Annotated in this window: 28 protein-coding genes and 2 pseudogenes; 19 read left to right on the forward strand and 11 right to left on the reverse strand. The window is 67.5% G+C overall.

All coding sequences use genetic code 11. The annotated features are described in order from the left end of the window. Nucleotides 1-40 precede the first annotated feature (40 nt). Entirely contained in the window at nt 41-223 is a 183-nt protein-coding gene (locus AC2YHT_RS15290) for a helix-turn-helix domain-containing protein (RefSeq protein WP_487290647.1), read from the forward strand. On the opposite strand, the gene AC2YHT_RS15295 is transcribed toward AC2YHT_RS15290, so the two are convergent. Further along, nucleotides 214-429, reverse strand: a complete 216-nt coding sequence (locus tag AC2YHT_RS15295) for a hypothetical protein (RefSeq protein ID WP_487290648.1) — start codon at nt 427-429, stop codon at nt 214-216. The two genes, AC2YHT_RS15290 and AC2YHT_RS15295, sit on opposite strands and share 10 nt — an antisense overlap. A gap of 61 nt (nt 430-490) precedes the next feature. Beyond that, nucleotides 491-808, reverse strand: a complete 318-nt coding sequence (locus tag AC2YHT_RS15300) for a DUF6471 domain-containing protein (protein WP_487290649.1) — start codon at nt 806-808, stop codon at nt 491-493. A 114-nt stretch (nt 809-922) separates the two neighbouring features. On the opposite strand from AC2YHT_RS15300, the gene AC2YHT_RS15305 reads away from it, so the two are divergent. Both AC2YHT_RS15305 and AC2YHT_RS15310 read left to right on the forward strand, forming a co-directional pair. After that, the gene (locus tag AC2YHT_RS15305; RefSeq protein WP_487290650.1) at nt 923-1,966 is read left to right on the forward strand and encodes an IS1595 family transposase; all 1,044 of its coding nucleotides are present in this window, start codon (nt 923-925) and stop codon (nt 1,964-1,966) included. 869 nt (nt 1,967-2,835) lie between these two features. Beyond that, nucleotides 2,836-4,251, forward strand: a complete 1,416-nt coding sequence (locus AC2YHT_RS15310) for a recombinase family protein (protein ID WP_487290651.1) — start codon at nt 2,836-2,838, stop codon at nt 4,249-4,251. Here AC2YHT_RS15310 and AC2YHT_RS15315 read toward each other — a convergent pair. Then, nucleotides 4,177-5,247: pseudogene (locus AC2YHT_RS15315) on the reverse strand (YifB family Mg chelatase-like AAA ATPase); the annotation flags it as partial. The gene AC2YHT_RS15310 and the pseudogene AC2YHT_RS15315 sit on opposite strands and share 75 nt — an antisense overlap. 121 nt (nt 5,248-5,368) lie before the next feature. Next, complete coding sequence (gshB, locus tag AC2YHT_RS15320) at nt 5,369-6,322, reverse strand: glutathione synthase (protein ID WP_487290652.1); 954 nt, start codon at nt 6,320-6,322, stop codon at nt 5,369-5,371. Nucleotides 6,323-6,473: 151 nt separating this feature from the next. On the opposite strand from gshB, the gene AC2YHT_RS15325 reads away from it, so the two are divergent. Further along, the gene (locus AC2YHT_RS15325; protein WP_487290653.1) at nt 6,474-6,968 is read left to right on the forward strand and encodes a hypothetical protein; all 495 of its coding nucleotides are present in this window, start codon (nt 6,474-6,476) and stop codon (nt 6,966-6,968) included. 37 nt (nt 6,969-7,005) lie between these two features. On the opposite strand, the gene AC2YHT_RS15330 is transcribed toward AC2YHT_RS15325, so the two are convergent. The 5 genes from AC2YHT_RS15330 to rdgB all read right to left on the reverse strand — a co-directional run bounded on the left by AC2YHT_RS15330 (nt 7,006) and on the right by rdgB (nt 11,066). Beyond that, complete coding sequence (locus tag AC2YHT_RS15330; RefSeq protein WP_487290654.1) at nt 7,006-7,821, reverse strand: SirB1 family protein; 816 nt, start codon at nt 7,819-7,821, stop codon at nt 7,006-7,008. Next, nucleotides 7,818-8,222, reverse strand: a complete 405-nt coding sequence (locus AC2YHT_RS15335) for a YraN family protein (protein ID WP_110133211.1) — start codon at nt 8,220-8,222, stop codon at nt 7,818-7,820. Before AC2YHT_RS15335 ends, AC2YHT_RS15330 begins: the two co-directional genes overlap by 4 nt. Beyond that, on the reverse strand, nt 8,219-9,091 hold the full coding sequence (rsmI, locus tag AC2YHT_RS15340; RefSeq protein ID WP_487290655.1) for a 16S rRNA (cytidine(1402)-2'-O)-methyltransferase: 873 nt from the start codon (nt 9,089-9,091) through the stop codon (nt 8,219-8,221). The genes AC2YHT_RS15335 and rsmI overlap by 4 nt, the downstream gene beginning before the upstream one ends. A gap of 57 nt (nt 9,092-9,148) precedes the next feature. Beyond that, complete coding sequence (gene hemW / locus AC2YHT_RS15345; RefSeq protein ID WP_487290731.1) at nt 9,149-10,300, reverse strand: radical SAM family heme chaperone HemW; 1,152 nt, start codon at nt 10,298-10,300, stop codon at nt 9,149-9,151. A 160-nt stretch (nt 10,301-10,460) separates the two neighbouring features. Further along, nucleotides 10,461-11,066 carry an RdgB/HAM1 family non-canonical purine NTP pyrophosphatase gene (gene rdgB / locus AC2YHT_RS15350; RefSeq protein ID WP_487290656.1) on the reverse strand — a complete coding sequence of 202 codons (606 nt, stop codon included), beginning with the start codon at nt 11,064-11,066 and terminating at the stop codon, nt 10,461-10,463. A 358-nt stretch (nt 11,067-11,424) separates the two neighbouring features. Here rdgB and AC2YHT_RS15355 point away from each other — a divergent pair, with 358 nt between their 5' ends. The 6 genes from AC2YHT_RS15355 (at nt 11,425) to AC2YHT_RS15380 (ending at nt 15,441) form a co-directional block, all read left to right on the forward strand. Then, a complete protein-coding gene (locus AC2YHT_RS15355) occupies nt 11,425-11,955 on the forward strand; it encodes a DUF2975 domain-containing protein (RefSeq protein ID WP_110120426.1) in 531 nt (176 codons plus the stop codon). Nucleotides 11,956-11,974: 19 nt separating this feature from the next. Then, on the forward strand, nt 11,975-12,205 hold the full coding sequence (locus AC2YHT_RS15360) for a helix-turn-helix domain-containing protein (RefSeq protein ID WP_110120425.1): 231 nt from the start codon (nt 11,975-11,977) through the stop codon (nt 12,203-12,205). Between the two features lie 230 nt (nt 12,206-12,435). Beyond that, on the forward strand, nt 12,436-12,864 hold the full coding sequence (locus tag AC2YHT_RS15365) for a thioredoxin domain-containing protein (protein WP_487290657.1): 429 nt from the start codon (nt 12,436-12,438) through the stop codon (nt 12,862-12,864). Nucleotides 12,865-13,030: 166 nt separating this feature from the next. Continuing rightward, entirely contained in the window at nt 13,031-13,378 is a 348-nt protein-coding gene (locus AC2YHT_RS15370; RefSeq protein WP_487290658.1) for a RidA family protein, read from the forward strand. Between the two features lie 9 nt (nt 13,379-13,387). Continuing rightward, nucleotides 13,388-13,711, forward strand: coding sequence for a hypothetical protein (locus tag AC2YHT_RS15375; protein WP_487290659.1), 324 nt, complete (start codon nt 13,388-13,390; stop codon nt 13,709-13,711). A 122-nt stretch (nt 13,712-13,833) separates the two neighbouring features. Next, nucleotides 13,834-15,441, forward strand: coding sequence for a M61 family metallopeptidase (locus tag AC2YHT_RS15380; RefSeq protein ID WP_487290660.1), 1,608 nt, complete (start codon nt 13,834-13,836; stop codon nt 15,439-15,441). A gap of 30 nt (nt 15,442-15,471) precedes the next feature. Here AC2YHT_RS15380 and rph read toward each other — a convergent pair whose 3' ends face one another. Further along, nucleotides 15,472-16,188, reverse strand: coding sequence for a ribonuclease PH (rph, locus tag AC2YHT_RS15385; protein ID WP_110120422.1), 717 nt, complete (start codon nt 16,186-16,188; stop codon nt 15,472-15,474). A 136-nt stretch (nt 16,189-16,324) separates the two neighbouring features. Between rph and hrcA the strand changes: the two genes are divergently transcribed. Then, on the forward strand, nt 16,325-17,401 hold the full coding sequence (gene hrcA, locus AC2YHT_RS15390; RefSeq protein WP_110120421.1) for a heat-inducible transcriptional repressor HrcA: 1,077 nt from the start codon (nt 16,325-16,327) through the stop codon (nt 17,399-17,401). A 13-nt stretch (nt 17,402-17,414) separates the two neighbouring features. Next, nucleotides 17,415-18,029 carry a nucleotide exchange factor GrpE gene (gene grpE, locus AC2YHT_RS15395; protein ID WP_487290661.1) on the forward strand — a complete coding sequence of 205 codons (615 nt, stop codon included), beginning with the start codon at nt 17,415-17,417 and terminating at the stop codon, nt 18,027-18,029. Nucleotides 18,030-18,175: 146 nt separating this feature from the next. Here grpE and AC2YHT_RS15400 read toward each other — a convergent pair. Next, nucleotides 18,176-18,343: pseudogene (locus AC2YHT_RS15400) on the reverse strand (DUF2061 domain-containing protein); the annotation flags it as partial. Nucleotides 18,344-18,579: 236 nt separating this feature from the next. On the opposite strand from AC2YHT_RS15400, the gene dnaN reads away from it, so the two are divergent. The 7 genes from dnaN to gyrB all read left to right on the forward strand — a co-directional run bounded on the left by dnaN (nt 18,580) and on the right by gyrB (nt 26,934). Further along, nucleotides 18,580-19,698 (forward strand): DNA polymerase III subunit beta, encoded by a 1,119-nt coding sequence (dnaN, locus tag AC2YHT_RS15405; RefSeq protein WP_110120418.1) that lies wholly within the window; start codon nt 18,580-18,582, stop codon nt 19,696-19,698. A gap of 170 nt (nt 19,699-19,868) precedes the next feature. Beyond that, complete coding sequence (locus tag AC2YHT_RS15410) at nt 19,869-20,156, forward strand: GIY-YIG nuclease family protein (protein WP_487290662.1); 288 nt, start codon at nt 19,869-19,871, stop codon at nt 20,154-20,156. 17 nt (nt 20,157-20,173) lie between these two features. After that, nucleotides 20,174-22,117 carry a S9 family peptidase gene (locus AC2YHT_RS15415; protein ID WP_487290663.1) on the forward strand — a complete coding sequence of 648 codons (1,944 nt, stop codon included), beginning with the start codon at nt 20,174-20,176 and terminating at the stop codon, nt 22,115-22,117. Further along, nucleotides 22,114-22,473: a hypothetical protein gene (locus AC2YHT_RS15420; RefSeq protein ID WP_487290664.1), complete on the forward strand. Its 360-nt coding sequence runs from the start codon at nt 22,114-22,116 to the stop codon at nt 22,471-22,473. The genes AC2YHT_RS15415 and AC2YHT_RS15420 overlap by 4 nt, the downstream gene beginning before the upstream one ends. 287 nt (nt 22,474-22,760) lie before the next feature. Beyond that, nucleotides 22,761-23,138, forward strand: a complete 378-nt coding sequence (locus AC2YHT_RS15425) for a VOC family protein (RefSeq protein ID WP_487290665.1) — start codon at nt 22,761-22,763, stop codon at nt 23,136-23,138. A 170-nt stretch (nt 23,139-23,308) separates the two neighbouring features. After that, on the forward strand, nt 23,309-24,487 hold the full coding sequence (gene recF / locus AC2YHT_RS15430; RefSeq protein WP_487290666.1) for a DNA replication/repair protein RecF: 1,179 nt from the start codon (nt 23,309-23,311) through the stop codon (nt 24,485-24,487). Next, nucleotides 24,484-26,934: a DNA topoisomerase (ATP-hydrolyzing) subunit B gene (gyrB, locus tag AC2YHT_RS15435; protein WP_487290667.1), complete on the forward strand. Its 2,451-nt coding sequence runs from the start codon at nt 24,484-24,486 to the stop codon at nt 26,932-26,934. Before recF ends, gyrB begins: the two co-directional genes overlap by 4 nt. Nucleotides 26,935-26,969: the final 35 nt, after the last annotated feature.

The raw sequence follows: 26,969 nt of genomic DNA on the forward strand, positions 1-26,969 counted from the left end.
CGCTGCCCCTATGCGTTTGGGGCAAATTTTCGGGAGAAACGTGCGGAGGCTGCGCAAGGAGCGCGGGCTCAGCCAGGAGGCGCTCGCCGATGAGGTCAGCCTCGCCCCGACCTATGTCGGCCAGATCGAGCGCGGGCTCAGGAATCCCACCCTAGATGTGGTGGAGCGGTTCGCCGAAGTGCTCGGCGTCGATCCGCTCCACCTGCTCACCCATCAAGCGTAATCCCGAAGCTGAATGGCAAGCTCTTCGAGCTTCGCGCGCGTTGCCGCGTACATCTCTTGGTTCGGAATGGCGGCTCGAAGATATTCGAGTACGGCGTCGCGACTTCCTTCGGGGATTTCTGCCGCTGGCGTGACGGCCAGAAGCTCTGCGAGATCATGCGCTTCGGAGGGTGATATCCACTCCTTCAACATATACTGCGTTATCATAACAACTCTCCAGGCCGACGGGCCATTCAAGCGGTTACTATAAATTTGTATTTTGTTAAAGCTATTTCATTTCATCCATTTGCTTGATAACTATTTTGAGATTTTCAAGCTTCTCCTCAAGAGTCTCGTAATAGGTCTCTAGCTCAAGACTTCGAGCCCCCATAGCGAGTACGCACTGAAAGAAGAAGGAGGCGGAGAAAGCCCCTTTCGAGATTTTATTTCTAAGGTTCCGCTCATTCTCCTCGATCCCGTAGCGACCCAGTACGTCGACGAGCCCGGCATAGGTGAGATTGCGCTTCGCCATCTCCCCCTTGAGTAGGTTTTTCGCGACCTCGGAGGCGTCCTTGTCGTCGATAACTTCGGCGGGCCAGCGCGGCATTCGCACCTCCATGGGCGTCATATGTCATCGAATTCGATGATATCGCATTGACTCGGCGGGGCGCGACGTGGCAAGTGTCATCGAATTCGATGACACTTACACCCCGAAAGGCCTTTGAAGCAACACTTCCTCCTCAGCGCCGAAGCGCGATCGCTAAGCGTGATCGAGGTCGCTCGAATGAGCGACGCCGACGCTTACGCCGCGTTCAAGGCGGTCCGTTTTGCGGACAACGGAGGAGAGGCCTATTGCCCTTACTGCGGCTGCAACGCCGTCTACACCTACACCGCGCGACGACTTTTCAAGTGCAAAGCGTGTGAGCGTCAGTTCTCGCTTACCTCGGGAACGATCTTCGCCAGCCGCAAGCTCTCGCTGCGCGACATCCTCGTGGCGATCGCACTGTTCGTGAACGGCGTGCAGGGACATGCCGCGCTCCGTCTCGGACGCGATCTCAACGTCTCCTACAAGACCGCGTTCGTCCTCCAGCACAAACTGCGCGAGGTGATGGGGTCGATGCGTTCGGACGAGCCCCTGACGGGCGAGGTAGAAATCGATGGCATCTGGATCGGTGGCCACGTGCGCCCGCCGAACATCAAGCTCGATGAGAACCGCAAGAAGATCAAAAAAGACGATCTGCGGCTGATGAACTCGGAGACGCGCGTCTCGATAGTGACGATGCGCGAACGCCGTCTAGGCGGTCGGTCGCGCTCATACGTCTTCCGGCAAGAGGCTCATGCGATCCGCACGGTGTTCGAGAACGTCGCCCCTGAGGCAGAGATCATCACCGACGCCGGTGCGCATTGGAACCAACTCCTCCTCCGCTACCGCGACACCAAGCAGGTGAACCACAGCGTGGGGAGCGTAATTGATGGCGTTCACATCAACGGCGTGGAGAACTATCACTCGCGCATCCGGCGCGGTGAGCGCGGGGTCTACCACCACATCGTCGGCCGATACCTCCAGAGCTATGCGAACGAGTTCGGGTGGCGCGACGACTTTCGACGGGTCAGCAATGGCCAGCAATTCCGAATGATCCTCGGGCAGGCGGGGCGCTGTCCGATCTCGCGGAACTGGAAGGGTTACTGGCAGCGGCGCCGCGCCCCCGACGCGCCGCCCAGGCGGGCGAAACGCTCCACCGCATCGGCTTCCCAGGGTGCTTGATCACCATCCCGGCCTTCTCCCGTGCGTGCATGGCGTTCAGGATCGAGACTTGGAGCTTATTGACCTCCCGAAACGGCGGAGCAATTAGGCCCAACCCTTCCGCAACGATATCCGCCATCTCCCGGCTACTGAGCGGAGCGGTCGCCTCACGCAACACGGCGTAAGCCCGCTTCGAAATATCGCCGACACGCCGCGTCCTATTCCGAAGCCGGAGCGGGCGAATATGGTACGGGGTCCACTCGGGATCACATAGCCGGCGGATCGAGCCAGCGATCCGCTCCATCTCGGCCTTGAGTTTCGCCTTCTTGGCAGTGATCCGGTGATCGGCCGCCTCCAGCGCTCGCAGCCCCACCACCACTTCGGCTGCTTGCTCGGCTATCTCATAATGCCCCAAGGCGAGGGCGTACTTGCGCTCGGCGGCAAGGAGGAATTGCGCGTGCTTCATCCTACCGATGATGAGAATGAAGACTTAATCTTTAGCGAGAATCTATGGTTCACACACCCTAAGGTTAGTGAGCTTTTCAATGAAACTCTCGAATTATGATCTCCCCGATTTGATGCGCGCAAAGCAACATATTGAGGATTTGGAGGCCTTCGTGGGTCAGCAGAGCCGGAGCAACCCGAGCCCCCAGTGGGCGAAGCTAATCGATTTGCTGGCTGAAAATCTCCGCGCCGTCGAAAACGAAATTGCAAGCAGGTCGTAATCAGCGTGGACGTCCATGGGCACGCGAGACAACTCGCATACTCTCTCACGCCAAGTTGATCGTCGATACATCTTCAGAAGATATGTTTTCGAAAAACATGACTTTTCACGACCTTCCCATTTGGACGCGGGTCTGATCGTACCCTCCGTTTTTGACGGAGTTCCCATGTCATCGACGTCTAAAGCGAGCCCGCCTATCCGCGCGGCGCAATACCTCCGCGCGGCGCAGTACCTTCGAATGTCGACCGAGCATCAGCGCTACTCGCCCGACAACCAGCGCCACGCTATTGCTCGATATGCCGCTGAGCGAGGTTACGAGATCGTCGAGACCTATGTGGACGCGGGCAAGAGTGGCCTGACGCTCAAGGGTCGTGACGGCCTGAAAAGGCTGCTCGCAGACGCTGTGTCGGGCACCGCGAACTTCAACGCCATCTTGGTTCTCGACATCAGCCGATGGGGACGGTTCCAGGATACCGACCAGAGCAGTCACTACGAGTGGCTTTGTAAGTCTGCCGGCGTCACCGTCCACTACGTCCAGGAGCCATTCGAACAGGATGGAAGCGCGACGGCGAGCATCATCAAGCAGCTCAAACGGGTGATGGCGGCCGAGTACAGCCGCGAGCTATCAGTGAAGGTGGCAGCGGCGCAAATGCGCTACGCCTCAATGGGCTTCCTCCAGGGCGGCATCGTGCCTTATGGCGTCCGCCGCATGCTGGTGGACGAGGCCGGAAATCCCAAGGGCATCTTGGAGCAAGGGCAATGGAAGCCAATGCGGTCGGACCGCATCCTGCCAGTACCGGGTCCAAAGCATGAGATCGACGTCATCAACCGCATCTTCCGCCTGTATCTGCGGAAACGAAGCTGCCAACGGATTGCAGACGTGCTGAACCGGGAGGGCATTCCGGCGGTGCGCGGAAAGGCTTGGACCTATGGTCTCGTCTACGGGGTGATCTACCGCGACTGGGTCCTGGGAATGGTGACCTTCAATCGCACCTCCACGCGTTTGAAGGAGCGTTGGGTGCAGAACCCCCGCGAAGAGTGGGTTCAGGTCCAGGTCTTCCCGCCGCTCGTCGACCCGGAGATTGTAAAGGCGGCGCGTGCGACCAGCCCGCACGGCCAAGCGGCAATCCTGGATGACCGTAAGCTTCTCCGGGACCTTCGCCGGCTCAAGGAAAAGCATGGCAGGATCACGTATGCCCTGATCAAGAGGGAGCCGTACATGGCTCACCCGAATACCTACAGAAAGCACTTTGGCAGCCTGGATGCTGCATATCGCTTGGTCGGATTAAACCGCGAGGAATGGACTCGAATCCGGCGCCCTGCGATCCACATAAAGCGGAGCACGCTGCTTGCAGGCCTGCGCCACTGCTACGAAACGAACGGACGGATCAGCGCCAAGCTTGTCGATGCTGACCCCTGCATCCCGTCGGAACACACCTACACGAAGATATTCGGGCGCCTCTCGGACGCGTATCGCCTCGCCGGCATCCCTTACACCGATCGTATCACCAGCGCCGCAAAAGGAAGGGAACGAGCCCTCGCTGAGAGGCGTGCGAACACTATAGCGGAGAGCGACAGCTAAAGATTCTGCCGCTCCTTTCCTGCTGCGCAAAGCGGGAAAGGGGCAACCTCTGGCTAGGTGCGTTTGCTCCATAATCGCGCCGAATTCGGGCAGTTCATCGAGGAACAGCACGCCGTTATGGGCCAGCGAGACCTCGCCCGGCTTGGCCTTCAGCCCGCCGCCGGTGAGGGCGGCCATGCTGGCGCTGTGGTGGGGGCTGCGGAAGGGGCGGGCGCGGGTGAGCGTGCCCTTGGCGATCAGCCCGGCCACCGAATGGACCATCGAGGTCTCCAGCAGCTCGCCCGAGGTCAGCGGCGGCAACAGGCCTGGCAGGCGCTGGGCCAGCATCGACTTGCCCGAGCCGGGCGGGCCGACGAACAGCAGATTGTGGCCGCCGGCCGCGGCGATCTCCAGCGCCCGCTTGCCCTGCTCCTGGCCTTTGACGTCGCGCAGGTCTTTCGCGCGCTCGCCCTCGACCACCGGGCCGGGGGAGGGCGCGCCGAGGATCTGGCTGCCCCGGAAGTGGTTGATCAAGGCCACCAGAGAGCGCGGCGCCAGGATCCGCGTGCCGCCGGCCCAGGCGGCTTCCGGCCCGCAGGCCTCGGGGCAGATGAGGCCCAGATCCATGGCTCCGGCCGCCATGGCCGCGGGCAGGGCGCCGGCGCAGGCGACGATGCGGCCGTCCAGCGACAGCTCGCCCATGGCCGCCCAGCCGTCCAGCGCGTCGGCCGGGACCACGCCCATCACCGCCAGCACCGCCAGGGCGATCGGCAGGTCGTAGTGCGTGCCCTCCTTGGGCAGGTCGGCGGGGGCCAGGTTGGCGACGATGCGCTTGCCCGGCATCGACAGCCCGAGACCGGCGAAGGCGCCCCGCACGCGCTCGCGGCTTTCGGCCACGGCCTTGTCGGCCAGGCCGACGACGGCGAAGGCGACCTGACCGCCGGTCAGCTGCACCTCGACGTCGACGCGACGCGCCTCGACGCCCTCGAACGCCACCGTGACGACCTTGGCCGCCATCCCGATCCCCCGGTTTTTGTCCTAGTTATCCACAAGTCCAGCATGGGGACCGGTTCGGAGCAAGAACAAAAATCGAACGTTTTGAGAAAGTGTGACGATTCAGTATACTAGCGACACTTGTTCAAGCAGAGGTTGATCGGATGACTTCGATCCGATCCCAGAGGATCGCGGCGGCGTCGATTCCGCTGAACCGCTTCAACTGCTGCGCGCCGGTGGGCGAGGTGACGTTGATCTCGGTCAGGTAGTCGCCGATCACGTCGATGCCGACGAACAGCAGGCCGCGCTTCTTCAGTTCTGGGCCGATGATGGCGCACAGTTCCTTGTCGCGGGCGGTCAGCTCGACGGCCTCGGCGCGGCCGCCGACGCGCAGGTTCGAGCGCACCTGGCCGGCGGCCGGCACGCGGTTGATGGCGCCGACCGGCTCGCCGTCGACCAGCAGCACGCGCTTGTCGCCCTTGCTGACGGCCGGGACGAACTTCTGGGCGATGACCTGCTCGCGGCTGATCATGGCGTGCAGTTCGAGCAGGGCGTCGAGATTGGGATCGTCCGCCAGCAGACGGGCCACGCCCGAGCCGCCGCCGCCGTAGAGGGGCTTCAGGACGATGTCGCCGTGACGGGCGCGGAAGTCGTAGATCGCCTCGTGGTCGGAGGTGATCAGGGTCGGCGGCTGCACGCCGGGGAAGTCGGTGACGAACAGCTTTTCGGGCGCGTTGCGCACCTCGGCCGGGTTGTTCACCACCAGGGTGTGGGGGTGGACCTTCTCGAGGAAGTAGGTCGCGGTGATGTAGGCCATGTCGAACGGCGGATCCTGGCGCATCAGCACCACGTCGACGTCGTCCTTCATGTCGAGCACGACGGTCTCGCCGAGCTTGGCGTGCGCGCCCTTATCGGCGAACACCTCCAGCGGCTGGGCGCGGGCGAAGACGCGGCCGTCCTCCAGGGAAAGCTTGTCGGGCGTGTAGAACCACAGCTTATGGCCGCGGATCTTGGCCTCCATCATCATCAGGAAGGTGGTGTCGGTGTCGATGTTGATCCCCAGGACGGGATCCATCTGGACGGCGACTCTCAGCGACATGACGACTCCGGTGTTGGCGCGGCCCTGGCCGGCGACTGCCTAGTTAGGGCCGCCCGGCGACGAATGCGAGGGGGAGAACCCGGGGCGTCGAAGCTTTCCTCGGCGCGCAGGAGTGGCTACAGGCGCGGCGGAGCGATCAACCGGAGGCGCCGTGGCCCGTTTCGTACACATCGCCGACAGCCGGACTGTCGCCGCCATCCGGCGGTCGGGCCTGAAGGCGTCGCAATCCTGGCATGGACCGCGCGGGGTGTTCTGCGTGCCGGTGGTTCCCGACCACGCCCGCACCTTCCAGTGGGCGCGCGAGCTGCGCCGCAACAGCAAGGCCTGCACGGCCGTGTTCTTCGTCATCGACGACGGCGAGGCGGTGCTGCTCGGACACTACAACCACGAACTGACCGAGATGACGGCGGCTCAGGCGCACGCCTTCTTCCGATCGTCGGAGGATCCGTCCGGATACGAAGTCATCGTGCCGCGCAGCGTCGGTCGCGACGAAATCCGTTCGATGGGGCCGGCGCCGCGCCTGACCGGCTGGCGCTACTATCCCGGCTCCAACGGGCAGCGGCCGATCTGGCCCTATCCCGGCCTCCGGAACGCCGCCAAGCTGAGGCGCTCTCTCAATGCCTGGTACGACAGGCCCGGCGATTAGCTGAGCCGCAGCCGCACGCGTTCCCGCGCCGCCTCTCTCAGTTAAGTCTGAGCCGCACGCGTTCGCGTGCGGCTCTGGCCGCGATGGTTGCTCCCCCATCCAGCGTCTGGGCGCGCGATAGCGCCTGCAGCGCCCCGGCCAGGGCGCCCTGGCCTTCGCGGGCGGCGGCGACGTCGAGCCAGGGGTGGTGGTCGGTGGGGTCGAGCAGGGCGCGGCGCAGGGCCGAGCGCTCGGCGCGGGCCCAGTCGCGGGCCTGCTGGGCGCGGGCGAAGATGTTGTTCTGCAGGCGGATCAGCACGGCGCGGTCGGAGATCGGGGCCATCAGCTGGTCGAGCCTTGCCGCGACGTCGGGCATCAGGCCGGTGCGCAGGGCCCGGCGCGACAGTTCCGACGGCAGCACCACCCGGCCCTCGCTGAACGGATCCAGCGCCAGCGGCCCCTCGTCGGTCTCGATGCGCAGCAGGAAGTGGCCGGGGAAGTCGACGCCGAACACCTCCAGCCCGGCCTCGCGGGCGGCGTGGATGTAGAACACGCCCAGTGCCACCGGCAGGCCCTTGCGGCGCTCGGCGATGGCGATGACGTCGGCGTTGTCGGGGTGGTCGTAGGTCAGCAGGTCGCCGGTCAGGCGCAGGTCGCCGGCCATGGTCTCGGCGATGGCCTCCTCGGGCGACTCCGATTTCAGGCGGCTCTTCAGGCGCTCGACGGCCGAGCGGGCCAGGTCGAGGGCCGGCTGCTCGTCGCGGTCGGGATCGTCGTGCACGGCGCAGGCCGTGGCCGCCTCGAACAGCGGGAAGCCGTCGTCGTCGTGCTCGCCGGCGCGGGTGAGGATTTCCTCGGCTTCGTCGCGCGTCATGCCCAGCCCCTCCCGTCATCGGGCCAGGCGTCGGGGACGTGGCGAGGCGGGCGGCCGGGCGACATCGCCAGCAGGTCCAGGCGCACGGCCATGCCCTTCAGCCCGGCGCGCGAGGCCGCGGCCAGCGCGCCCGCGCGACGCAGGCGCATCCGTTGTTCGAAGCTCACCGCCTCCAGCGCCGCCTCCAGGCTCGTCCGGCTCTTGACCTCGACAACGATCAAGACGCGTCCGCGTTGCGCCAGGATGTCGATCTCGCCCGCGCGGGTGGCCAGGCGGAAGCCGAGAATGCGGTAGCCCTTCAGCATCAGCCAGGCGGCGGCGATGGCTTCGGCCCGGCGGCCGGAGCGTCGGGCGGCCGCGCCGCGTGCGCTGCGGATGTCGCGGAAGGGACCGGCCGTCATCCAGCCTCCTTCAGGGCCAGGGCCTGGCGGTAGAGATCCTTGCGCGACAGGCCCAGCGCCTTGGCGACCTCGGAGGCGGCTTCGCCCAGAGGCAGGCGGGTCATGGCCTCGCGCAGGGCGGCCTCGGCGTCGTCAGCGCTGGCGGCCTTCTCCTCGCCGGGACCCACCAGGATGACGATCTCGCCCTTGGGGGCCTCGAAGCGGGGGTCGACGGCCAGCTCGCCCAGCGGGCCGCGCACGCAGGTCTCGTAGAGCTTGGTCAGTTCACGGCACACCGCGCCCGGACGATCGGCGCCGAACACGGCGGCCATGTCGGCCAGGGTGTCGTCCACCCGCGAGGCGCCTTCGAAGAAGATCAGGGTGGCGCGGACGTTGGCGAATTCCTCGAGGAAGGTCTTGCGCGCGCCGCTCTTGGGCGGCGGGAAGCCGGCGAACAGGAAGCGGTCGGTGGGCAGGCCGGCCAGGGTGAGCGCCGCAAGGGCGGCGGAAGCGCCGGGGATCGGGAACACCGGATGACCGGCCGCGATCGCCTCGCGGGCCAGGCGGTAGCCGGGGTCGGAGACCATCGGCGTGCCGGCGTCCGAGACCAGGGCCACGCGCTCGCCGGCCTCCAGCCGCTCCAGGATGGCGGGGATGGCGCGCTCGGCCACGTGCTCGTCGTGGCGTTCGAGTTTGGTCTTGATGGAATAGGCCGACAGCAGCTTGCCGGTGACGCGGGTGTCCTCGGCCAGCAGCAGGTCGCAGGCGGCCAACACGTCGAGCGCCCGCAGGGTGATGTCGCGCAGGTTCCCGATCGGCGTGGCCACGAGATAGAGGCCGGGCGCGAGGGGGGCGTCGGACAGGACGGGCGGGGGAAGCAGACGGCTCAAGACGCGGAACTATCCTTGTGTGGGGCGCTGCCCCGGAGAAGGTGTCGCGAACAGTTATCAGGTCGCCAGCATGCCCGTAAGCCGGTCGAGCACGAGCCTGCCCTGACGCGTGGCGCGCAGACGATCAGGGTCATCGACCAGAAGCCCGGACTCGACCAGCGATTTCACCTTGGGCGTGTCCGCCGAAAGGTCGAGGGCGGCCATCTCGGCAAAGGCTACGCCGTCGTCGATGCGCAGGCCCAGCAGCAGGCGCTCCTCGGCGGCCTCGACGGCGGTAAGGTCTTCGCGCTCGAAGCCGGTCCCGTCGCGGGCGACGGCGGCGATGTAGTCGCTGATCTTCGCCTGGGCGGTGGTGGCGAGCTTGCCCGAAGGCAGGGTGAGGCGGCCGTGGGCGCCGGGGCCGACGCCGACATAGTCGACGCCGCGCCAGTAGACGAGGTTGTGGCGCGAGCGGGCGGCCGGGCCCCGGGCGTGGTTGGAGACCTCGTAGGCGTCGAAGCCGGCGGCCTCCAGCACCTCTTGCGTCGTTTCGAACAGCTGGGCGGCCAGGTCCTCGTCGGGCGGGACGATCTTGCCGCGGCCGACGGCGCGGTCGAAGGCGGTGCCGGCCTCGATGGTCAGCTGGTAGGGCGAGACGTGCTCGGGACCGTAGGCCAGCATCTCGGCGAGTTCCTCGCGCCAGGCGGCGTCGGTCTGGCCGGGACGGGCGTAGATCAAATCGACCGACAGGCGCGGGAAGAGGCGCGCGGCCGTGGCGACGGCGCGCCTGGCCGAGCCGGCGTCGTGGTTGCGACCCAGAAGCTTCAGCGAGGCGTCGTCCAGCGCCTGGACGCCCAGCGACAGCCGCGCCACGCCCGCCTGCGCCAGCGCCTCGAAGCGGCCGGCCTCGGCGTCGGTGGGATTGGCCTCGAGGCTGATCTCCAGGTCGTCGGCCGGGCTCCACAGGGCCTTGGCGGTCGCGATGACGCGGGCGACGGCGGCCGGATCCATCAGCGAGGGCGTGCCGCCGCCGAAGAAGATCGACAGCAGGCGGCGCGGTCCGGTCAGGGCGCGCTGAGCGGTCATGTCGGCGACGATGGCGTCGGCCAGCGCCGCCTGCTCGTCGGTCCGCCCCCGGTCGCGCACGACGTTGAAGTCGCAATAGGGGCAGATGCGGGCGCAGTAGGGCCAGTGGATGTAGAGGCCTAGAGGGGGGAGGTTTTCCACTATCCCGTCCCCCTAGACCGAGCATCCCCGCGAAGGCGGGGATCCAAGCCGAGGCGCCGAATGGATTTCGGCGGTGAAGCTTCCACGCCGGGCCCCCTCTGGAGCGTCAGCTTGGATCCCCGCCTTCGCGGGGATACGCGGAGAAGAAGGTAGAGGGCCGAGATCACTCAAACAGCGCAGCCTTCAGCTTCTCGAAGGCCACGGCGCGGTGGCTCATGGCGTCCTTGGCGGCCTGCTCCATCTCGCCGAAGGTCAGGTCGTGGCCGGTGGGGATGAAGATCGGGTCGTAGCCGAAGCCCTTGTCGCCGCGCGGCGGGAACACCAGGGTCCCATGCACCTCGCCCTGCACCACCACGGCCGGGCCACCGTTCGGCCAGGCCACGGCCAGCGCGCAGGTGAACCAGGCGGCGAGGTCTTCGGAGCCCGTCTCCTCGACGCGCTCGGCGACCTTGTCCATGGCCAGGGCGAAGTCCTTGGTCGGGCCGGCCCAGCGGGCCGAATAGATGCCGGGCGCGCCGTCCAGGGCGGCGACCGACAGGCCCGAGTCGTCGGCCAGCGACACCTCGCCCGACAGGTCGGCGGCGTGGCGGGCCTTGAGCAGGGCGTTGCCGACGAAGGTCGTCTCGGTCTCGTCCGGCTCGGGCAGGCCCAGGGCGCCGGCGGCCAGCACTTCGAAACGGCCGTCGAGCAGGGCGGCCAGCTCCTTGGCCTTGCCCGGATTGTGGGTGGCGGCGACGATCTTCTGGCCGTTGATCAGTTTCAGGGTCATCGCGCGGCTCCTCGACAAAAGACGGCCCGTTAGACCCCCGGCGGACCCTCGCCGCAAGGCCCGATCATTGCGAAAGTTTAATATCGTTTATCGATAAGCGACATTGTTCGCTGGCCGCCGATCGGCGATCCTGGCGTCATCGGAGAAAGGCTTCTCCGTCCCCCCGCCTGGAACCGCCCTGATGACCTTGCCCCGCCTGTTCAGCCTGCTGGAAACCTCGGCCTTCCGCCTGGCGACCGTGGCGCTGATCGCGGGCCTGCCGATCTCGGCCGTGACGTTCCTCGCCCACTCGCTCTAGACTTCAATCCGGCGACCGCCTGAGAGCGAGTCGCCAGAGCATAGGTGGGGACAAAAGCCCATGCGCGCCTTGGGGCCGGGCTCGGTATCGAGCTTCCTGAAGATCATTCTCGACGTCAGCTACTATGTGCTGTGGATCTGGGTCAGCCTGCTGGCCCTGGTGACCATCCTGGTGCTGCTGCTGAGCTTCAACACCGACCTGCTGACCTCGATCCTGCCCAGCGAGCTGGCCGAGCCCCTGGCCAAGAACGGTCCGGGATCGGCCGCCGCCCTGGCCGGTTGGGCGCTGATGTCGGGCGGCTGGATGGCCATCGTCGAGCGACTGCGCAAGATCTTCGCCACCATGACCTTAGGGGACCCGTTCCATCCCGAGAACGTGCGCCGCCTGCGGGTGGTGGGCGGCATACTGGCGGCCCTGGAGGTCGGGCGCTATGTGTTCGCCGCCCTGACCCGGGTGCTGATCGACGGCGAGAAGGTCGTCGACGGCTCCTTCACCCTCAACGCCTGGTTCTCGGTGCTGGTGGTGTTCGTCCTGGCCGAGGTGTTCCGCGAGGGCGCGCGCCTTCGTCGCGAAGCCGAACTGACCATCTGAGCGCGGAGTTCGTCTCGCCATGTCCATCCGCGTCAATCTCGACCGCGTGCTGCTGGAACGCCGCATGTCGCTGACCGAGCTGTCCGACCGCGTCGGGGTGACCATCGCCAACCTGTCGATCCTGAAGACCGGTAAGGCGCGGGCCATCCGCTTCTCCACCCTCGACGCCCTGTGCCGCGAGCTCAATTGCCAGCCGGGCGACCTGATGACCTTCGAGCACGGGCCGGGCGAGGGCCACGACGAGGACTGAAGGCGGATCGACATCCAGTTGTTCGCGACCTTCAAATCCGTGTTTCCCCGCGAAGGCGGGGACCCAAGCTGATTTTCAGGATGAGGCGCGACCGTGGATCGATCCCCGCCTCGGCTTGGGTCCCCGCCTTCGCGGGGATGCTCGGTGAAAAATGAGCTCGGGCTGGTGAACGTCTATCCGACCTAAAGGCGGCCCTTGCGGCGAGGGCCGCCGCGCCACACCTGCTGCCCATGCAAATCGTCTGTCCATCCTGCGGGGCGGCCAACCGCCTGCCGCAAGAGCGCGATCCCGCGGCCGGCAAGTGCGGGCGCTGCAAGAGCGCCCTGTTCACCGCGACGCCTATCGAGGTCGACGCCGCCGGCCTCGACCGCCATCGCCGCTTGACGCAGGGCGCGGCCGTGCTGCTCGACGTCTGGGCCCCGTGGTGCGGGCCGTGCCGGGCCATGGCGCCGAACTACGCCGCCGCCGCCGGCAAGCTTGAGCCCCGCGTGCGCCTGCTGAAGCTGAACTCCGAGGCCCATCCCGCGCCGGCCTCGGCCCTGGGCGTCAGCGGCATCCCGGCCCTGATCCTGTTCCGCGACAACGCGGTGGTCGCCCGCCAGGCCGGCCTGATGAGCGCGCCGCAGATCGTGGACTGGACGACCCGGGCGCTGGGTTAGGCGACGTCTTGACCCCTCCCCCTTGATGGGGGAGGGGCAGGGGTGGTGGTGGTGGTGGTGGTGGTGGTGCGGCGGCGGCCGTGCGCCGCGGCTCGCTCAGCAGGTCACCCCCATCCCCGACCCTTCCCCCATCGAGGGGGAAGGGAGACATGAGAAAGACCCGAAAATGATCGAACGTATCGGCAAGGCGGCGCGGTGGAGCGACGCGGTGGTCTTCAACGGCGTGGTGTTCCTGTCGGGCCACGTCGCCGAGGAGACCGTGGGCGGCTCGGTGCTGGAGCAGACGAAGGAAGTGCTGGCCCAGATCGACGACACCCTGGCCCAGGCGGGATCCAGCAAGGCGCGCCTGCTCAGCGCCACTATCCACCTGGCCGACATCGGCCAGATCGGCGAGATGAACGCGGCCTGGGACGCCTGGGTCGATCCCGAAAACCCGCCGGCCCGCACGACGGTCGAGGCGCGGCTGGCCGATCCGGGCTACGCGGTGGAGATCACCGTGGTGGCGGCGCGGTAGGCGTGCGTCATGATCCATGCCGACTTGGAAGCCGCCATCACCGCCGCGCTCACCGCGAAGGGCTCCGGCCGCCTGTCGTTCGAGCGGATGATGGCGCTGGTCGAGCTTGGCCGATCGCGCGGCCTGTCGGTTTCGACCATCGATGCGACGTGCGACTGTGGTTCGACGCCAAGGCCCGACTGGGGCTTCCACATCGACAGCGACGACCTGGACCGCATGGCGGGCGATCTCCCGGCGCGAGCCGACGCCGCGGCCGAGCAGGCCAGGGAGAGCTACGGGTCGATGGCGGTCGAGGACGGCGTCGAATTCGAGGTCTGGTTCTGGCGGGACTGAAGCGCGCTCGGCCGGGATCGTCCCTGGCCGACATCGCCGGCGTCGCGTGTTTGGTACGTGCGCGATCCCGGCTGGGTGGTAGTGATCGACCTTCGTGGGGCGTTGGGGGATCAGGCGTCGTGATGCGTAGGGGTGTGGGTGTTCTGGTGGCGGCGATCGCTTTGATCGCGGCCAGGGCGCAAGCCGCCGAGCCGGTGCGGCTCGAACTGAAGCCGAGCGCCAAGGGCGTCGAGGCGACCTTCACCCTGCCTGAGCCGGTGACGCGGTTTGCGCTGGAAGAGCCCGTCGAGGACGTGCGCGGCGACACCTGGCGCCTCCAGACATCTGGCGTCGTACTGGCCAACGGCGTGGTGTCGCGGGCCGACGGCGGGGCCTTCTCGACCTTTTCGGTTCTGGTCACGCCCGACAGCCAGCCCCGTGACCGGCGCTATCCGGCCCTCACCGCGATCGGCGGCGGCTGGCAGATCTACGGGCCCTACTTCAAGGCGGCCGAAGGCGTGGTGGAGGGCCATGTCGTGTCGCCGAGAGGCTGGGTGACGGCGCCGGCGGGCGCGGGCGACCGCATTGCGCTCGACGGCTATGTCTATGCCGGTCCGGCCGGCGACATCACCGCCGGGTCGGCGACCTTCGTGGCCGGATCCGAGACCCCGGCGATCATGCGCGACGCCGTCGCCAAGGCCGCCAGCCAGGCCGCCGCCTACTATACGAGGCGTCTTAGCGTGGAGCTCGGCGGCAAGCCGACGGTCATGATTGCCCTGGTTCCGACCTTCAATCCCGGCTGGCAGGGCGACACCACGGCCGGCCCGGTCGCCTCGCTGCGCTTCTTCGGTCCCCAGGCCGGCAAGATGGACGCCGGCGACGCCGATCGCGCCGTCGGGTTTGTCAATCACGAGTTCTTCCATTTCTGGAACAGCCGCACCTTCAGGTCGCGGGACGGGGCCCGGGAGGCCTGGCTGCACGAAGGCATGGCCGAATACGCCGCCCTGCTGGCGGCGCGGGAGGCCGGCGCCATGAGCGAAGCCCAGGTCGGCGAGGCCTTGGCCGGCCGCCTGACCGGCTGCGCCAACACCTTGAAGGCCAAGGGTCTCGCGACTGATGCGCCGCGGCGCGGCGGCGGCGTCTATGATTGCGGCGTGCTGGTGCAATGGATCGCCGACCTTCGCGTCCGCCAGGCGTCGAAGGGATCGCGCGACGTCTTCGATCTCTGGCGAACGCTCTTCGCCGATGCGGGGCGAAACGGCGGCCAATACGACAGCGCCGGATTGCTCGCCCTGGCGGGATTGTCGGACAGCGTCGCCGACGAGCCGCTGCACCTGCTGATGCAGCCGGGCGCGCCGGACCGCTGGAGTCGCCTGACCAGCGCGATGGAGGCGATGGGCGCGAAGATCACGCCGACGCGCTCGGGCGAGGCCGAACGCCAGGCCCTGGTGATGCACGTGCTGGATCAGGTCTGCAAAGGTGATCGCGGCTATTACGGCGGCGATCCCAAGGCCCTGAAGCTGGACACCGGCGATCGGTGCGGCGCGTTGAACGGCGATCCGGCCATCGACGCCGTCGCCGGCCACGACATCATGACCGACGTCCACGCGGCCTTCGACGCGGCGGGTCCGCTCTGCGCCGCCCAGGGCGAACTCGTTCTGAGCCTGAAGGGCAAGGCCGTGGGAAGCGTGACCTGCAAGGCGCCGATGCCGTCCAGGCCGATGGCCTGGACGGTGGAGCGCTGGCGGTAGGCCCCCGCCGCAAGGACGGGGGCAAAAGCCTTACTTGCCGATCGCCGCGCGCTGGAATTCGAACAGCTCGCCGATGCCCTTTTCGGCCAGGCCGAACAGGGTGTCGAACTCGCCGCGGGTGAAGCCGCGCTTTTCGCCGGTGGCCTGGATCTCGACGATCTCGCCGCCGCCGGTCAGCACGAAGTTGCCGTCGGCCTCGGCGTTGCTGTCTTCCTCGTAGTCGAGGTCGAGGACCGGGGTGTCCTTGAACACGCCGCAGGAGATGGCGGCCACCTGGCCCAGGATCGGGTCGGCCTTCAGCACGCCCTCTTCCAGCAGGTAGTTGGTGGCCAGGCGCAGGGCGACCCAGGCGCCGGTGATGGCGGCGGTGCGGGTGCCGCCGTCGGCCTGGATGACGTCGCAGTCGAGGCTGATCTGGCGCTCGCCCAGGGCCTTGAGGTCGACCACGGCGCGCAGAGAGCGGCCGATCAGGCGCTGGATTTCCTGGGTGCGGCCGGTCTGCTTGCCGGCGGCGGCCTCGCGGCGGCCGCGGGTGTGGGTGGCGCGGGGCAGCATGCCGTATTCGGCGGTGACCCAGCCGGCGCCCTTGTTGCGCATCCAGCCGGGGACGTTCTCCTCGACGGTGGCGGTGACCAGCACCTTGGTGTGGCCAAAGCCGATCAGGCACGAGCCCTCGGCGTAGCGGTTGACGCCGGTTTCCAGCGTGACGGCGCGCAGTTGGTCGGGGGCGCGTTCGGACGGACGCATGCGGAAACTCCGGTCTGGTTGGCGGGGGCTAGTCGTGGTTGAAGGCGCCGCTTATCCTCCCCCGGACGGGAACCTCCAAGTCCCCGCTCGATTTTTTCGCCTTTCGTACCTATCTCCCCGTTCCCATTTGAGGGCCATGACACAGCTTTTTCCGGGACCGATCGCTCGGACGCCCGGCCTGACCGAGCTGGACGCCCGCGCCCGCGACATCTTTCGCCGGGTCGTAGAGGCCTATCTGGAGACCGGCGAGCCGGTGGGCTCGCGCACGCTGTCGCGTGGCGGCATCCAGCTGTCGCCGGCCTCGATCCGCAACACCATGCAGGACCTGGCGCAGTTGGGTCTGCTCGACAGCCCGCACACCAGCGCCGGGCGGATGCCGACGCATGCGGGCCTGCGGATGTTCGTCGACGGCTTTCTGGAGGTCGGCGATGTCGGCGAGGACGAGCGGCGCGAGATCGAAAGCCGCCTCTACGCCAAGGGCCGCACCTTCGAGGAGGCGCTGAACGAGGCCTCGGCCATACTGTCGGGGCTGGCCGGCGGGGCCGGCATCGTCGTCACGCCAGTGCGCGAAGGCGGGGTCAAGCACGTGGAGTTCGTCTCCCTGGGCGGCGGCCAGACCCTGGCGGTGATGGTGTTCGAGGACGGCACGGTCGAGAACCGGCTGATGCGCGGCGGGGCGGGGCTGACGCCCTCGGCCTTCCAGGAGGCGTCGAACTTCCTCAACGCCCGCCTGCGCGGCCGCACCCTGACCGAGGCCAAGGACGAGATCCGCGCCGAGCTGGAGACGGCCCGCCGCCAGCTGGACGAGACCGCCGCGCGCCTGGTCGAGGACGGCCTGGCCGCCTGGGGCGGCGGGGAGGGGGCCGAGCGGGCCCTGATCGTGCGCGGCCGCGCCAACCTGCTGGCCGAGGGCGGCGCCCGCGAGGACCTGGAGCGGGTGCGCCAGCTGTTCGACGACCTGGAGCAGAAGGGCCAGCTGATCGGCCTGCTCGACGACGTGCGCGACGCCGAGGGCGTGCGCATCTTCATCGGGGCCGAGACGCGACTCTTTTCGCTTTCGGGTTCCTCCGTGATCGCGGCGCCCTATATGACGGGGCGACAGAAGGTGCTGGGCGCGATCGGCGTGATCGGCCCCACGCGTTTGAACTATGCCCGGGTGATCCCGCTGGTGGACTATACCGCCCGCGTGCTCGGCCGGATGATCGATGGATGAGGACTGTTTGGAAATGACCGACGAGCAGACGCCGGCCGAAGACGTCGCTTTCGAAGCCGAGGACGCCGCCCAGGAAATCGAGGCCCTGAAGGCCGAGATCGCGGCGATGAAGGACCAGGCGCTGCGCTATGCGGCCGAGGCCGAGAACGTCAAGCGCCGCGCCGAGCGCGAGATGAACGACGCCCGCGCCTACGCGATCCAGAAGTTCGCCCGCGACCTCTTGGGCGCGGCCGACAACCTGTCGCGCGCCACCGCGGCCAGCCCGCGTGATTCGCAGGACGCGGCGGTGAAGAACTTCATCGTCGGCGTCGAGATGACCGAGAAGGAGCTGCAGGCGGCCTTCGAGCGCAACGGCCTCAAGAAGGTCGACCCGACCAAGGGCGAGAAGTTCGATCCCCACCTGCACCAGGCGGTGATGGAGCAGCCCTCGGACGAAGTCGCCGCCGGCGGCGTCGTCGCGGTGCTGCAGGTCGGCTACGAATTGCTGGGCCGCCTCGTGCGCCCGGCCATGGTGGCCGTCGCCGCCAAGGGCTCCACCGGCCCGGCCCCGGCCGAACCGGCCGCCGCCGCCAATCCGTACGCGGCTTCCGGCGAAGAGTCGGGCGGGTCGTTCGACACCAAGGCTTGATGAAAAGGCCCTCTCCGAAAGGAGGGGGCCTTTTCTTTTTCGGCTTCGTTGGAATTCGGGACGCCGATCCCCCTTCCGTAAAACCCCCGCTTTCGCGGGGATTTTACGGAGTGGGAGAAGCGGGCGGAAAAGCCCTAGGCCTTCACCTTGCTCCACACCCGCTCATGCAGGTTGAAGGCCACGGTCTGGACCATCGGTTCGACGATCCCCACCGCGAGCGCGATGCGCCAGTCGCGGGTCAGGGCGTAGGCGACGGCGATGGCCACGGTCAGGTGCATGGTGGCGTAGGTGGCGGTCTTCAGGGCGAGGCGCATGGCTTTCAGCCTTAGTTGCGATTGATTATCAATATAAGCTATCGCCGAAACCGATCAAGAGGACAGGTTTTCAACATCCACCCCCGTGATCCACAGCCATGGCTTGCGCCAAAGGCCTTGCAGGCTCTTCCCAGAGGCAGGGATTGCGCTAATGTCCGTGGTCCATTGACGACGGGGCGGGCGCTCGGGGGGATTCTCTTGACGACGACGGTTCCGCGTCCAGCCTGGACCGAGAAATGAAGCTTACCATCGAGCGGGCGGCGCTGCTGAAGGCGCTGGGTCACGTGCAGAGCGTCGTCGAGCGGCGCAACACGATCCCGATCCTGTCCAACATCCTGCTGTCGGCGGATGGCGACACGCTTTCGTTCTCGGCCACCGATCTCGACATGGAGATCATCGACGAGGGCCTGGCCCAGATCGACGTGCCCGGCCAGATCACCGCCCCGGCCCACACCCTGTACGAGATCGTCCGCAAGCTGCCCGACGGCTCGGACGTGTCGCTCAGCTTCTCGGGCGACGACCCGCGCCTGGTCATCCAGACCGGCCGCTCGCGCTTCAACCTGCCGGTGCTGCCGGCCGGCGACTTCCCGGTGATGAGCAACGAGGGCCTGTCGGGCCGCATCGCCGTCGACGTCAACGAGCTGATGCGCCTGATCGACAAGACGCGCTTCGCGATCTCGACCGAAGAGACCCGCTACTATCTGAACGGCCTCTACCTGCACACGGTCAACGAGGGCGGCGAGACCAAGCTGCGCGCCGTGGCCACCGACGGCCACCGCCTGGCCCTGGCCGAGATGCCGGCCCCCGAGGGCTCGGCCGGCCTGCCGGGCGTGATCGTGCCGCGCAAGACCATCGCCGAGGCTCGCCGCCTGCTGGAAGACGCCGGCGAGTCGATCGACCTGCAGGTCTCGCCCCAGAAGGTCCGCTTCGAGTTCGGCCGCGCCGCCCTGACCTCCAAGGTCATCGACGGCTCGTTCCCCGACTACATGCGCGTGATCCCCAAGGACAACGCCAAGATCCTGACGCTCGACAACGACCTCTTCGCCAAGGCCGTCGACCGGGTGGCCACCATCTCGGCCGAGAAGAGCCGCTCGGTGAAGCTGGCCATCGAGCCGGGCCGCATCACCCTGACCGTCCGCAACATGGAAGCCGGCCAGGCCGTGGAAGAGGTCGAGGTCGACTACGACGGCGAGCCCTTCGAGATCGGCTTCAACGCCCGCTACCTGCTCGACGTCTGCGGCCAGATCGCCGGCCCGCAGGCCGAGTTCCGCTTCGCCGACCCGGCCTCGCCCACCCTGGTGGTGGATCCGGTCGATCCGGGCGTGAAGTACGTGCTGATGCCGCTGCGGGTCTGATCGGGAACTCTGGGTTCGGTTCTTTTCACCGTAAAATCCCCGCGAAAGCGGGGACCCAGGCTTTTTCTGAAACGCGAGGCGCTCGACGATAAAACACCTGGGTCCCCGCTTTCGCGGGGATTTTACGGAGTGGGGGATGGCGCGTAAGCGCGCTCAAGCGGGGGCAGGTTGTGGCGTTCTACGTCTACATCGTCGCCAGCCGCCGCAACGGTACGCTCTACATCGGCCACACCGACGACCTCGCCCGCCGCATCTGGGAGCACCAGGAGAAAGTCCGGCCGGGTTTCACCCGCAAATACCACGTCGGCATTCTCGTCTGGTACGAGGTCCATGACACCCGCGAGTCCGTCCTGATCCGCGAACGCCAGATGAAGAAATGGCGGCGGCTCTGGAAGCTGGAACTCATCGAACGCACCAACCCGGGCTGGCGCGATCTGGCCCAGGATCTGAACTGCTAGATCGACCGGAGACGCCCGTGAAGCCTCGCCTGCTCGCCCTGACCGCCGCCCTGGCGCTGTCGGTCTCCACCCTCGCCCTGGCCCAGACCGCCCCCGTCGAGCGCCGCGAGATCGGCAATCAGATCCTCGAGAACGTGCCGGTCGCCGATCCGTCGATCCGCGAGAGCCTGGCGCGCTACCAGAACGCCCGTAGCGCGGCCTTCCAGGACTGGGCGGCCGATGGCGGCATGCTGATCGTCACGCGCTTTGGCAACACCAACCAGATCCACAAGGTGGCCGGCCCCGGCGCCGACCGCAGCCAGCTGACCTTCCACGACGAGCCGGTCAGCGGCGTTCACACCCTCCCGACCGGAGAAATCTTGTTCTCCAAGGACACCGGCGGCGACGAGTGGTTCCAGCTGTTCGTCCGCGACGCCTCGGGCAAGGAGACCCAGCTGACGGAAGCCGGGACCCGCAACCAGTCGCCGGCCTGGTCGGGCGACGGCAAGGTGCTGGTCTGGAGCCGGGCGGCCAAGGGCTCGGCCAATTACGACATCGTGCTGCGCGACCCGGCCGCGCCGGGCGGCCGCCGCGTGATCTTCCAGGGCGAGGGCCAGGTCTCGCCGATCGACGTCTCGCCCGACGGCAAGACCGTGCTGCTGGGCCGCTATTTCTCGATCGGCCAGTCCAAGCGCTGGCTGCTCGACGTGGCCACCGGCAAGACCACCGAGCTGAACCCGACCAAGGGCAAGGTCGCCTATGACGGCGGCGTCTTCACGCCCGGCGGCAAGTCGGTGCTGATGCTGTCGGACGAGGGTTCGGACTTCATGCGCCTGGTCGAGTTCGACCTGGCCACCGGCAAGAAGACCCTGGTCTCCGGCGAGCGCCCCTGGGACGTCGAGGACTTCAAGCTGTCGGGCGACGGCCGCGTGCTGGCCTATGTGGTCAACGAGGACGGCTATTCGAAGCTGGTCGTGCAGGACTTCCGCACCCGTCGCGCCCTGCCGCAGCCTGAGCTTCCGGGCGGGGTGGTGTCGAACCTGGCCTTCTCGGGCGACGGTTCGAAGATCGGCTTCTCCCTGGCCACGCCCACGACTTCGAGCGACGCCTGGAGCCTCGACGTGGCGAGCGGCCAGGTGACCCGCTGGACGGCCTCGGAATTGGGCGGCCTGGACCCCGCGGCCCTGGTCGCGCCCGAGTTGGTGCGCTTCCCCTCGTTCGACAAGCGCTCGATCCCGGCCTTCGTCTACAAGCCCAAGCTCGCGGCGGGGAAGAAGGCGCCGGTGATCATCGACATCCACGGCGGTCCGGAAGGCCAGTCGCGGCCGGTGTTCAACGCTTTTCACCAGCACACGGTGGCGGAGCTCGGCGCGGCGGTGATCGTCACCAACGTTCGCGGCTCGTCGGGCTACGGCAAGACCTATCTCGACCTCGACAACGCCGAGAAGCGCGAGGACTCGGTCAAGGACATCGGCGCCCTGCTGGACTGGATCAAGACCCAGCCCGACCTGGATCCCAGCCGCGTGGTGGTCTACGGCCAATCCTACGGCGGCTACATGTCGCTGGCGGTGATGACCCACTATTCCGACCGCCTGGCCGGCGGCGTCGAGCGCTACGGCATCAGCAATTTCGTCTCGTTCCTGAAGAACACCGAGGCCTATCGCCGGGATCTGCGCCGCGTCGAATACGGCGACGAGCGCGACCCCAAGATGCTGAAGGCCTTCGAGACGATCTCGCCGCTGAACAACGTGGGCAGGATCACCAAGCCGATGTTGGTCATGCAGGGCTGGAACGACCCGCGCGTGCCGAAGTCGGAGTCCGACCAGGTGGTCGAGAAGCTGCGCGAGAAGGGCGTTCCGACCTGGTACGTGCAGTTCAAGGACGAGGGCCACGGCTTCCTCAAGAAGGTCAACAACGACCGCCGCCGCGAGGTCGAGACCCAGTTCCTGGAGAAGGTGCTGGGGACCGGCGCGGGTCAGTGAGCCGGGGAGGTCCGGCGGGCCTGCTGCGCGAGGAGCGCTTCGACGACCTCTTCGACCGCATGCTGACCCTGTGGGAGGCGATCGACTTTTCCGGCTGCGCGACCTGGTTCGAACGGTCGGAGGCGGTCGCCGCGGCTTTCGCGTCGCTGGAGGGCGTGGTGGACCTGGCGGTCATGAACTCGGCGGTGCATCGGGCGATCGCGCCGGATGCGCCGTTCGAGGCTGCTGTGCGCGACCTGGTCGATCGCGACGTCGCGCGGACGATCTTCGAGGTCGAGATGCGCCGCGTGCTGCTGGGCGCTGCTGGCGTCTGGCGGCTGACCGAGGTGGAGGTCGCGCGGGGGTATTTCGGGTAGGGGAGCGGTTCCTCATACCCTCAATTCTCGTCATCCCGGCCCCCCGGGTCGCGCGAAGCGCGCCCGAGGACAGGCTCCGCGAAGCGGAGAGCCGGGACCCAGGGGCAACCGCAGTGCACCGACCCCTGGGTCCCGGGTCTGCGGTCCGCTACGCGGCCCTCCGCCCGGGATGACGATCTTGAATGTGCGGTGAAATCCGGTGGCGGAGTAGGGATTACCACGCCCCTTGACGCCCGCCGCCACCCCGCGCCACCGTCCGTTTCATAAGAAAACGGGAGAAGGCCGCCATGGCGAAGATCAGCTACATGACCGTCGGTTCGAACGACCTGGAGAAGGCCAAGACCTTCTACGACGCCCTGCTGGGCTCGATCGGCATGAAGCCGTTGTTCGAGCACCCGTCCGGCGGGCGGCTCTATCGCGGCAAGGGGGTGGGCATGTTCGGGGTGCTGGGGCCGTACGACGGCAATCCCGCCTGCATCGGCAACGGCATGATGGGCGGCTTCGACTTCGACACCCGCGAGGAGGTCGACGCCTTCCACGCCAAGGCCATTGAGCTGGGCGGCAAGTGCGAGGGCCAGCCCGGCGAGCGCATGCCCAAGGCGTACTTCGCCTATTTCCGGGATCTCGACGGCAACAAGCTGTGCGCGTACCGGCTGGGGGAATAGCCCGCTCTCACCACCAAACTCCCGTCATTCCCGCCAAAAGGGCGGGAATGACGGGAGGAGAAGTGGGGCGACCGCCTACCCCCTCACCCTCCCACGCCTTTCGGCGCGGGCCCCTCCCTCTCCCCATGGGAGAGGTTTCAGTTGGGACCGACCTGCCTTAAGAGACGCCCATGGCGTCCGCCACCATCGCCCGCCTGCGGCTCACCGACTTCCGATCCTACGAGCGCGCCGATCTTTCGACCGGCGGGCGCAGCGTCTACCTGTTCGGCCCCAACGGCGCGGGCAAGACCAACCTGCTGGAGGCCGTCAGCCTGCTGTCGCCCGGCAAGGGCCTGCGCGGGTCGAGCCTGGCCGAGGTCGGGCGCCGGCAGCCGGGCGAGGCCGTGGGCCGGGCCTGGGCCGTGGCGGCCGAGATCGAGGAGGCCGACGGCGAGATCCTGAAGGTCGGCACGGGGACGGAAGCTGCCGGCGCCGCGCGCCGCATCGTCCGCATCGAGGGTGAGACCGTGCCGCCGGGCCGTCTGGCCGACCACGTGCGCCCCATGTGGCTGACGCCCGCGCAGGACCGCCTGTTCCTCGAGGCGGCTTCCGATCGCCGCAAGTTCTTCGACCGGCTGGTGTTCGCCGCCGAACCCGCCCACGCCAGCCACGCCAACGCCTATGACAAGGCCCAGCGCGAGCGCATGCGCCTGCTGACCGACGCCGCCGACGGCGGGGCGAGCGCCGATCCGGCCTGGCTGACGGTGCTGGAGGCGCGGCTGGCCGGAGCCGGGGCGCTGATGGTCCAGGCCCGGGCGCGGACCCTCACCGCCCTGCAGGCCGAGATCGACAGCCGGGGCGACCGACCCTTCCCGCAGGCCCGCCTGGCCCTGACCGGGGCCTGGGAGCAGATGGCCCTGGACGGCGCCGACGCGGCCGAAATCGAGCTTCAGCTGGCCCAGGCTTTGGCCGCTGCGCGACCCCGCGACGGGGCCGCGGGACGCGCCCTGACCGGCCCGCACCGGGGCGATCTGGCGGTGTTCCACGTCGACAAGGACCGTCCGGCTTCGGAATGCTCGACCGGGGAGCAAAAAGCGCTGATTTTGAACCTGGTTTTGGCCCAGGCGGCGAGACTTTCGCGTGCGGAATCCGCGCCGAATCCTATAGTGTTGCTCGACGAAGTCGCCGCGCATCTCGACCTCACCCGGCGAGCGGCTCTGGCCGACGAACTCACGGCGCTCAAGCTCCAGGCCTTCCTCACCGGCACGGACGAGTCGCTGTTCGACCATCTCAAGGGTCGGGCTCTGGGCGTTCGCGTCAGCGAAGCCGGTCTGACCCCCATTGAGTCTACGGCTCTGGAAGACGAATGACCGAGAATACCGAAGGCCAAGTCCCCGAAGTTCCCGAAGAAGCCGTCGCCGGCGAATATGGCGCGGACTCGATCAAGGTCCTCAAGGGCCTGGACGCGGTGCGCAAGCGCCCCGGCATGTACATCGGCGACACCGACGACGGTTCGGGCCTGCACCACATGGTCTACGAGGTGGTCGACAACGCCATCGACGAAGCCCTGGCCGGCCACGCCACCAAGGTCCAGGTGATCCTCAACGCCGACGGTTCGGTGACGGTCACCGACGACGGCCGCGGCATCCCCGTCGACATCCACGAGGGCGAAGGCGTCTCGGCGGCCGAGGTCATCATGACCCAGCTGCACGCCGGCGGTAAGTTCGACCAGAACAGCTACAAGGTCTCGGGCGGCCTGCACGGCGTGGGCGTCTCGGTCGTCAACGCCCTGTCGGACTGGCTGGAACTGCTGGTCCACCGCAACGGCAAGGTCCACCAGATGCGCTTCGAGCGCGGCGACGCGGTGACCTCGCTGAAGGAAACCGGCGTCTCGCCCGTGCGCGACGAAGGCCCCAAGGCCGGCGAGGTGCTGACCGGCACCGAAGTGACCTTCTTCCCCTCGAAGGACACCTTCGCCTTCATCGATTTCGACCGGAAGACCCTGGAGCACCGCCTGCGCGAGCTGGCGTTCCTGAACTCGGGCGTCACCATCTGGTTCAAGGACAACCGCGACGCCGAGCCGTGGGTCGAGAAGCTGTTCTACGAGGGCGGCATCGAGGCCTTCGTGCGCCACCTCGACAAGGCCAAGACCCCGCTGCTCAAGGCCCCGATCATCGTCAAGGGCCGCAAGGACAAGGTCGAGGTCGACCTGGCCATGTGGTGGAACGACAGCTACCACGAGCACATGCTGTGCTTTACCAACAACATCCCCCAGCGGGATGGCGGCACGCACCTTTCGGCCTTCCGCGGCGCCCTGACCCGGGTGATTTCGAACTACGCCGAAAGCTCCGGCATCCTGAAGAAGGAAAAGGTCAACCTGGGCGGCGAAGACAGCCGCGAAGGCCTGACTTGCGTGCTGTCGGTCAAGGTTCCCGACCCGAAGTTCAGCTCGCAGACCAAGGACAAGCTGGTCTCGTCGGAAGTGCGCCCGGCCGTCGAAAACCTGGTGCAGGAAGGCCTCTCGACCTGGTTCGAGGAGCATCCGAACGAGGCGAAAGCGATCGTCAGCAAGATCGCCGAGGCCGCCGCGGCCCGTGAAGCCGCCCGCAAGGCGCGCGAACTGACCCGCCGCAAGAGCGCGCTCGACATCACCTCGCTGCCCGGCAAGCTGGCCGACTGCTCCGAGCGCGACCCGGCCAAGTCCGAAATCTTCATCGTCGAGGGCGACTCGGCTGGCGGCTCGGCCAAGCAGGCCCGCAACCGCGACAACCAGGCCGTCCTGCCCCTGCGCGGCAAGATCCTGAACGTCGAGCGCGCCCGCTTCGACAAGATGCTGTCGTCCGACCAGATCGGCACGCTGATCACGGCGCTGGGCGCCGGCATCGGCCGCGACGACTTCAACCCGGACAAGGTGCGCTACCACAAGATCGTGTTGATGACCGACGCCGACGTCGACGGCGCCCACATCCGCACGCTTCTGCTGACCTTCTTCTACCGGCAGATGCCGCAGCTGATCGAGCGCGGCTACATCTACATCGCCCAGCCGCCGCTCTACAAAGCCGCCAAGGGCAAGTCCTCGCGCTACCTCAAGGACGACGCCGAAATGGACGCCTTCCTGGTGGACGAGGGCGTCGACGGGGCCGAGCTCGACCTCGTCTCGGGCGAGCGCCTGATCGGTCAGGACCTGCTGGCCCTGGTGCAGCTGGCCCGTTCGGCCAAGGGCAATATCGACCGCCTGGCGACCCGCGCCCCGGCCTCGGCCATCGAGCAGGCGGCTCTCGCTGGCCTGCTGGGCGAGACCCCGGACGCGGCCAAGGCCGCCGCCCGCCTGAACCTCTACAACGAGGAGGGCGATGGTCCCTGGTCGGGCGAGCGCGGCGACACCGGCTTCGTCTTCAGCCGCGTGCGCCGTGGCGTGTCGGAGCGCGTCGTGCTCGACGACGTGCTGCTGCACGCCGCCGACGCCCGCCGCCTGGCCGAACGCGCGGTCAAGCTGGCCGAGGTGTTCTCGGGCGTCGCCACCTTCCGCCGCAAGGACAAGTCGACCACGATCCGTGGGCCGCTCGACCTGGTGCAGGCGGTGCTCGACGCCGGCCGCAAGGGCCTGACCATCCAGCGCTACAAGGGTCTGGGCGAGATGAACCCCGACCAGCTGTGGGAGACCACCCTCGACGTCGACGCCCGCACCCTGCTGCAGGTCAAGGTCAACCACGCCGACGACGCCGACGACATGTTCAGCCGCCTGATGGGCGACCTGGTCGAACCGCGCCGCGAGTTCATCCAGGAAAACGCCCTGGACGCCGAAGTCGACGTCTGACGGCCTTCGCTACGGCGACCTTGAAAATCCTCCCG

The organism is Caulobacter sp. SRI_008, assembly GCF_057586355.1.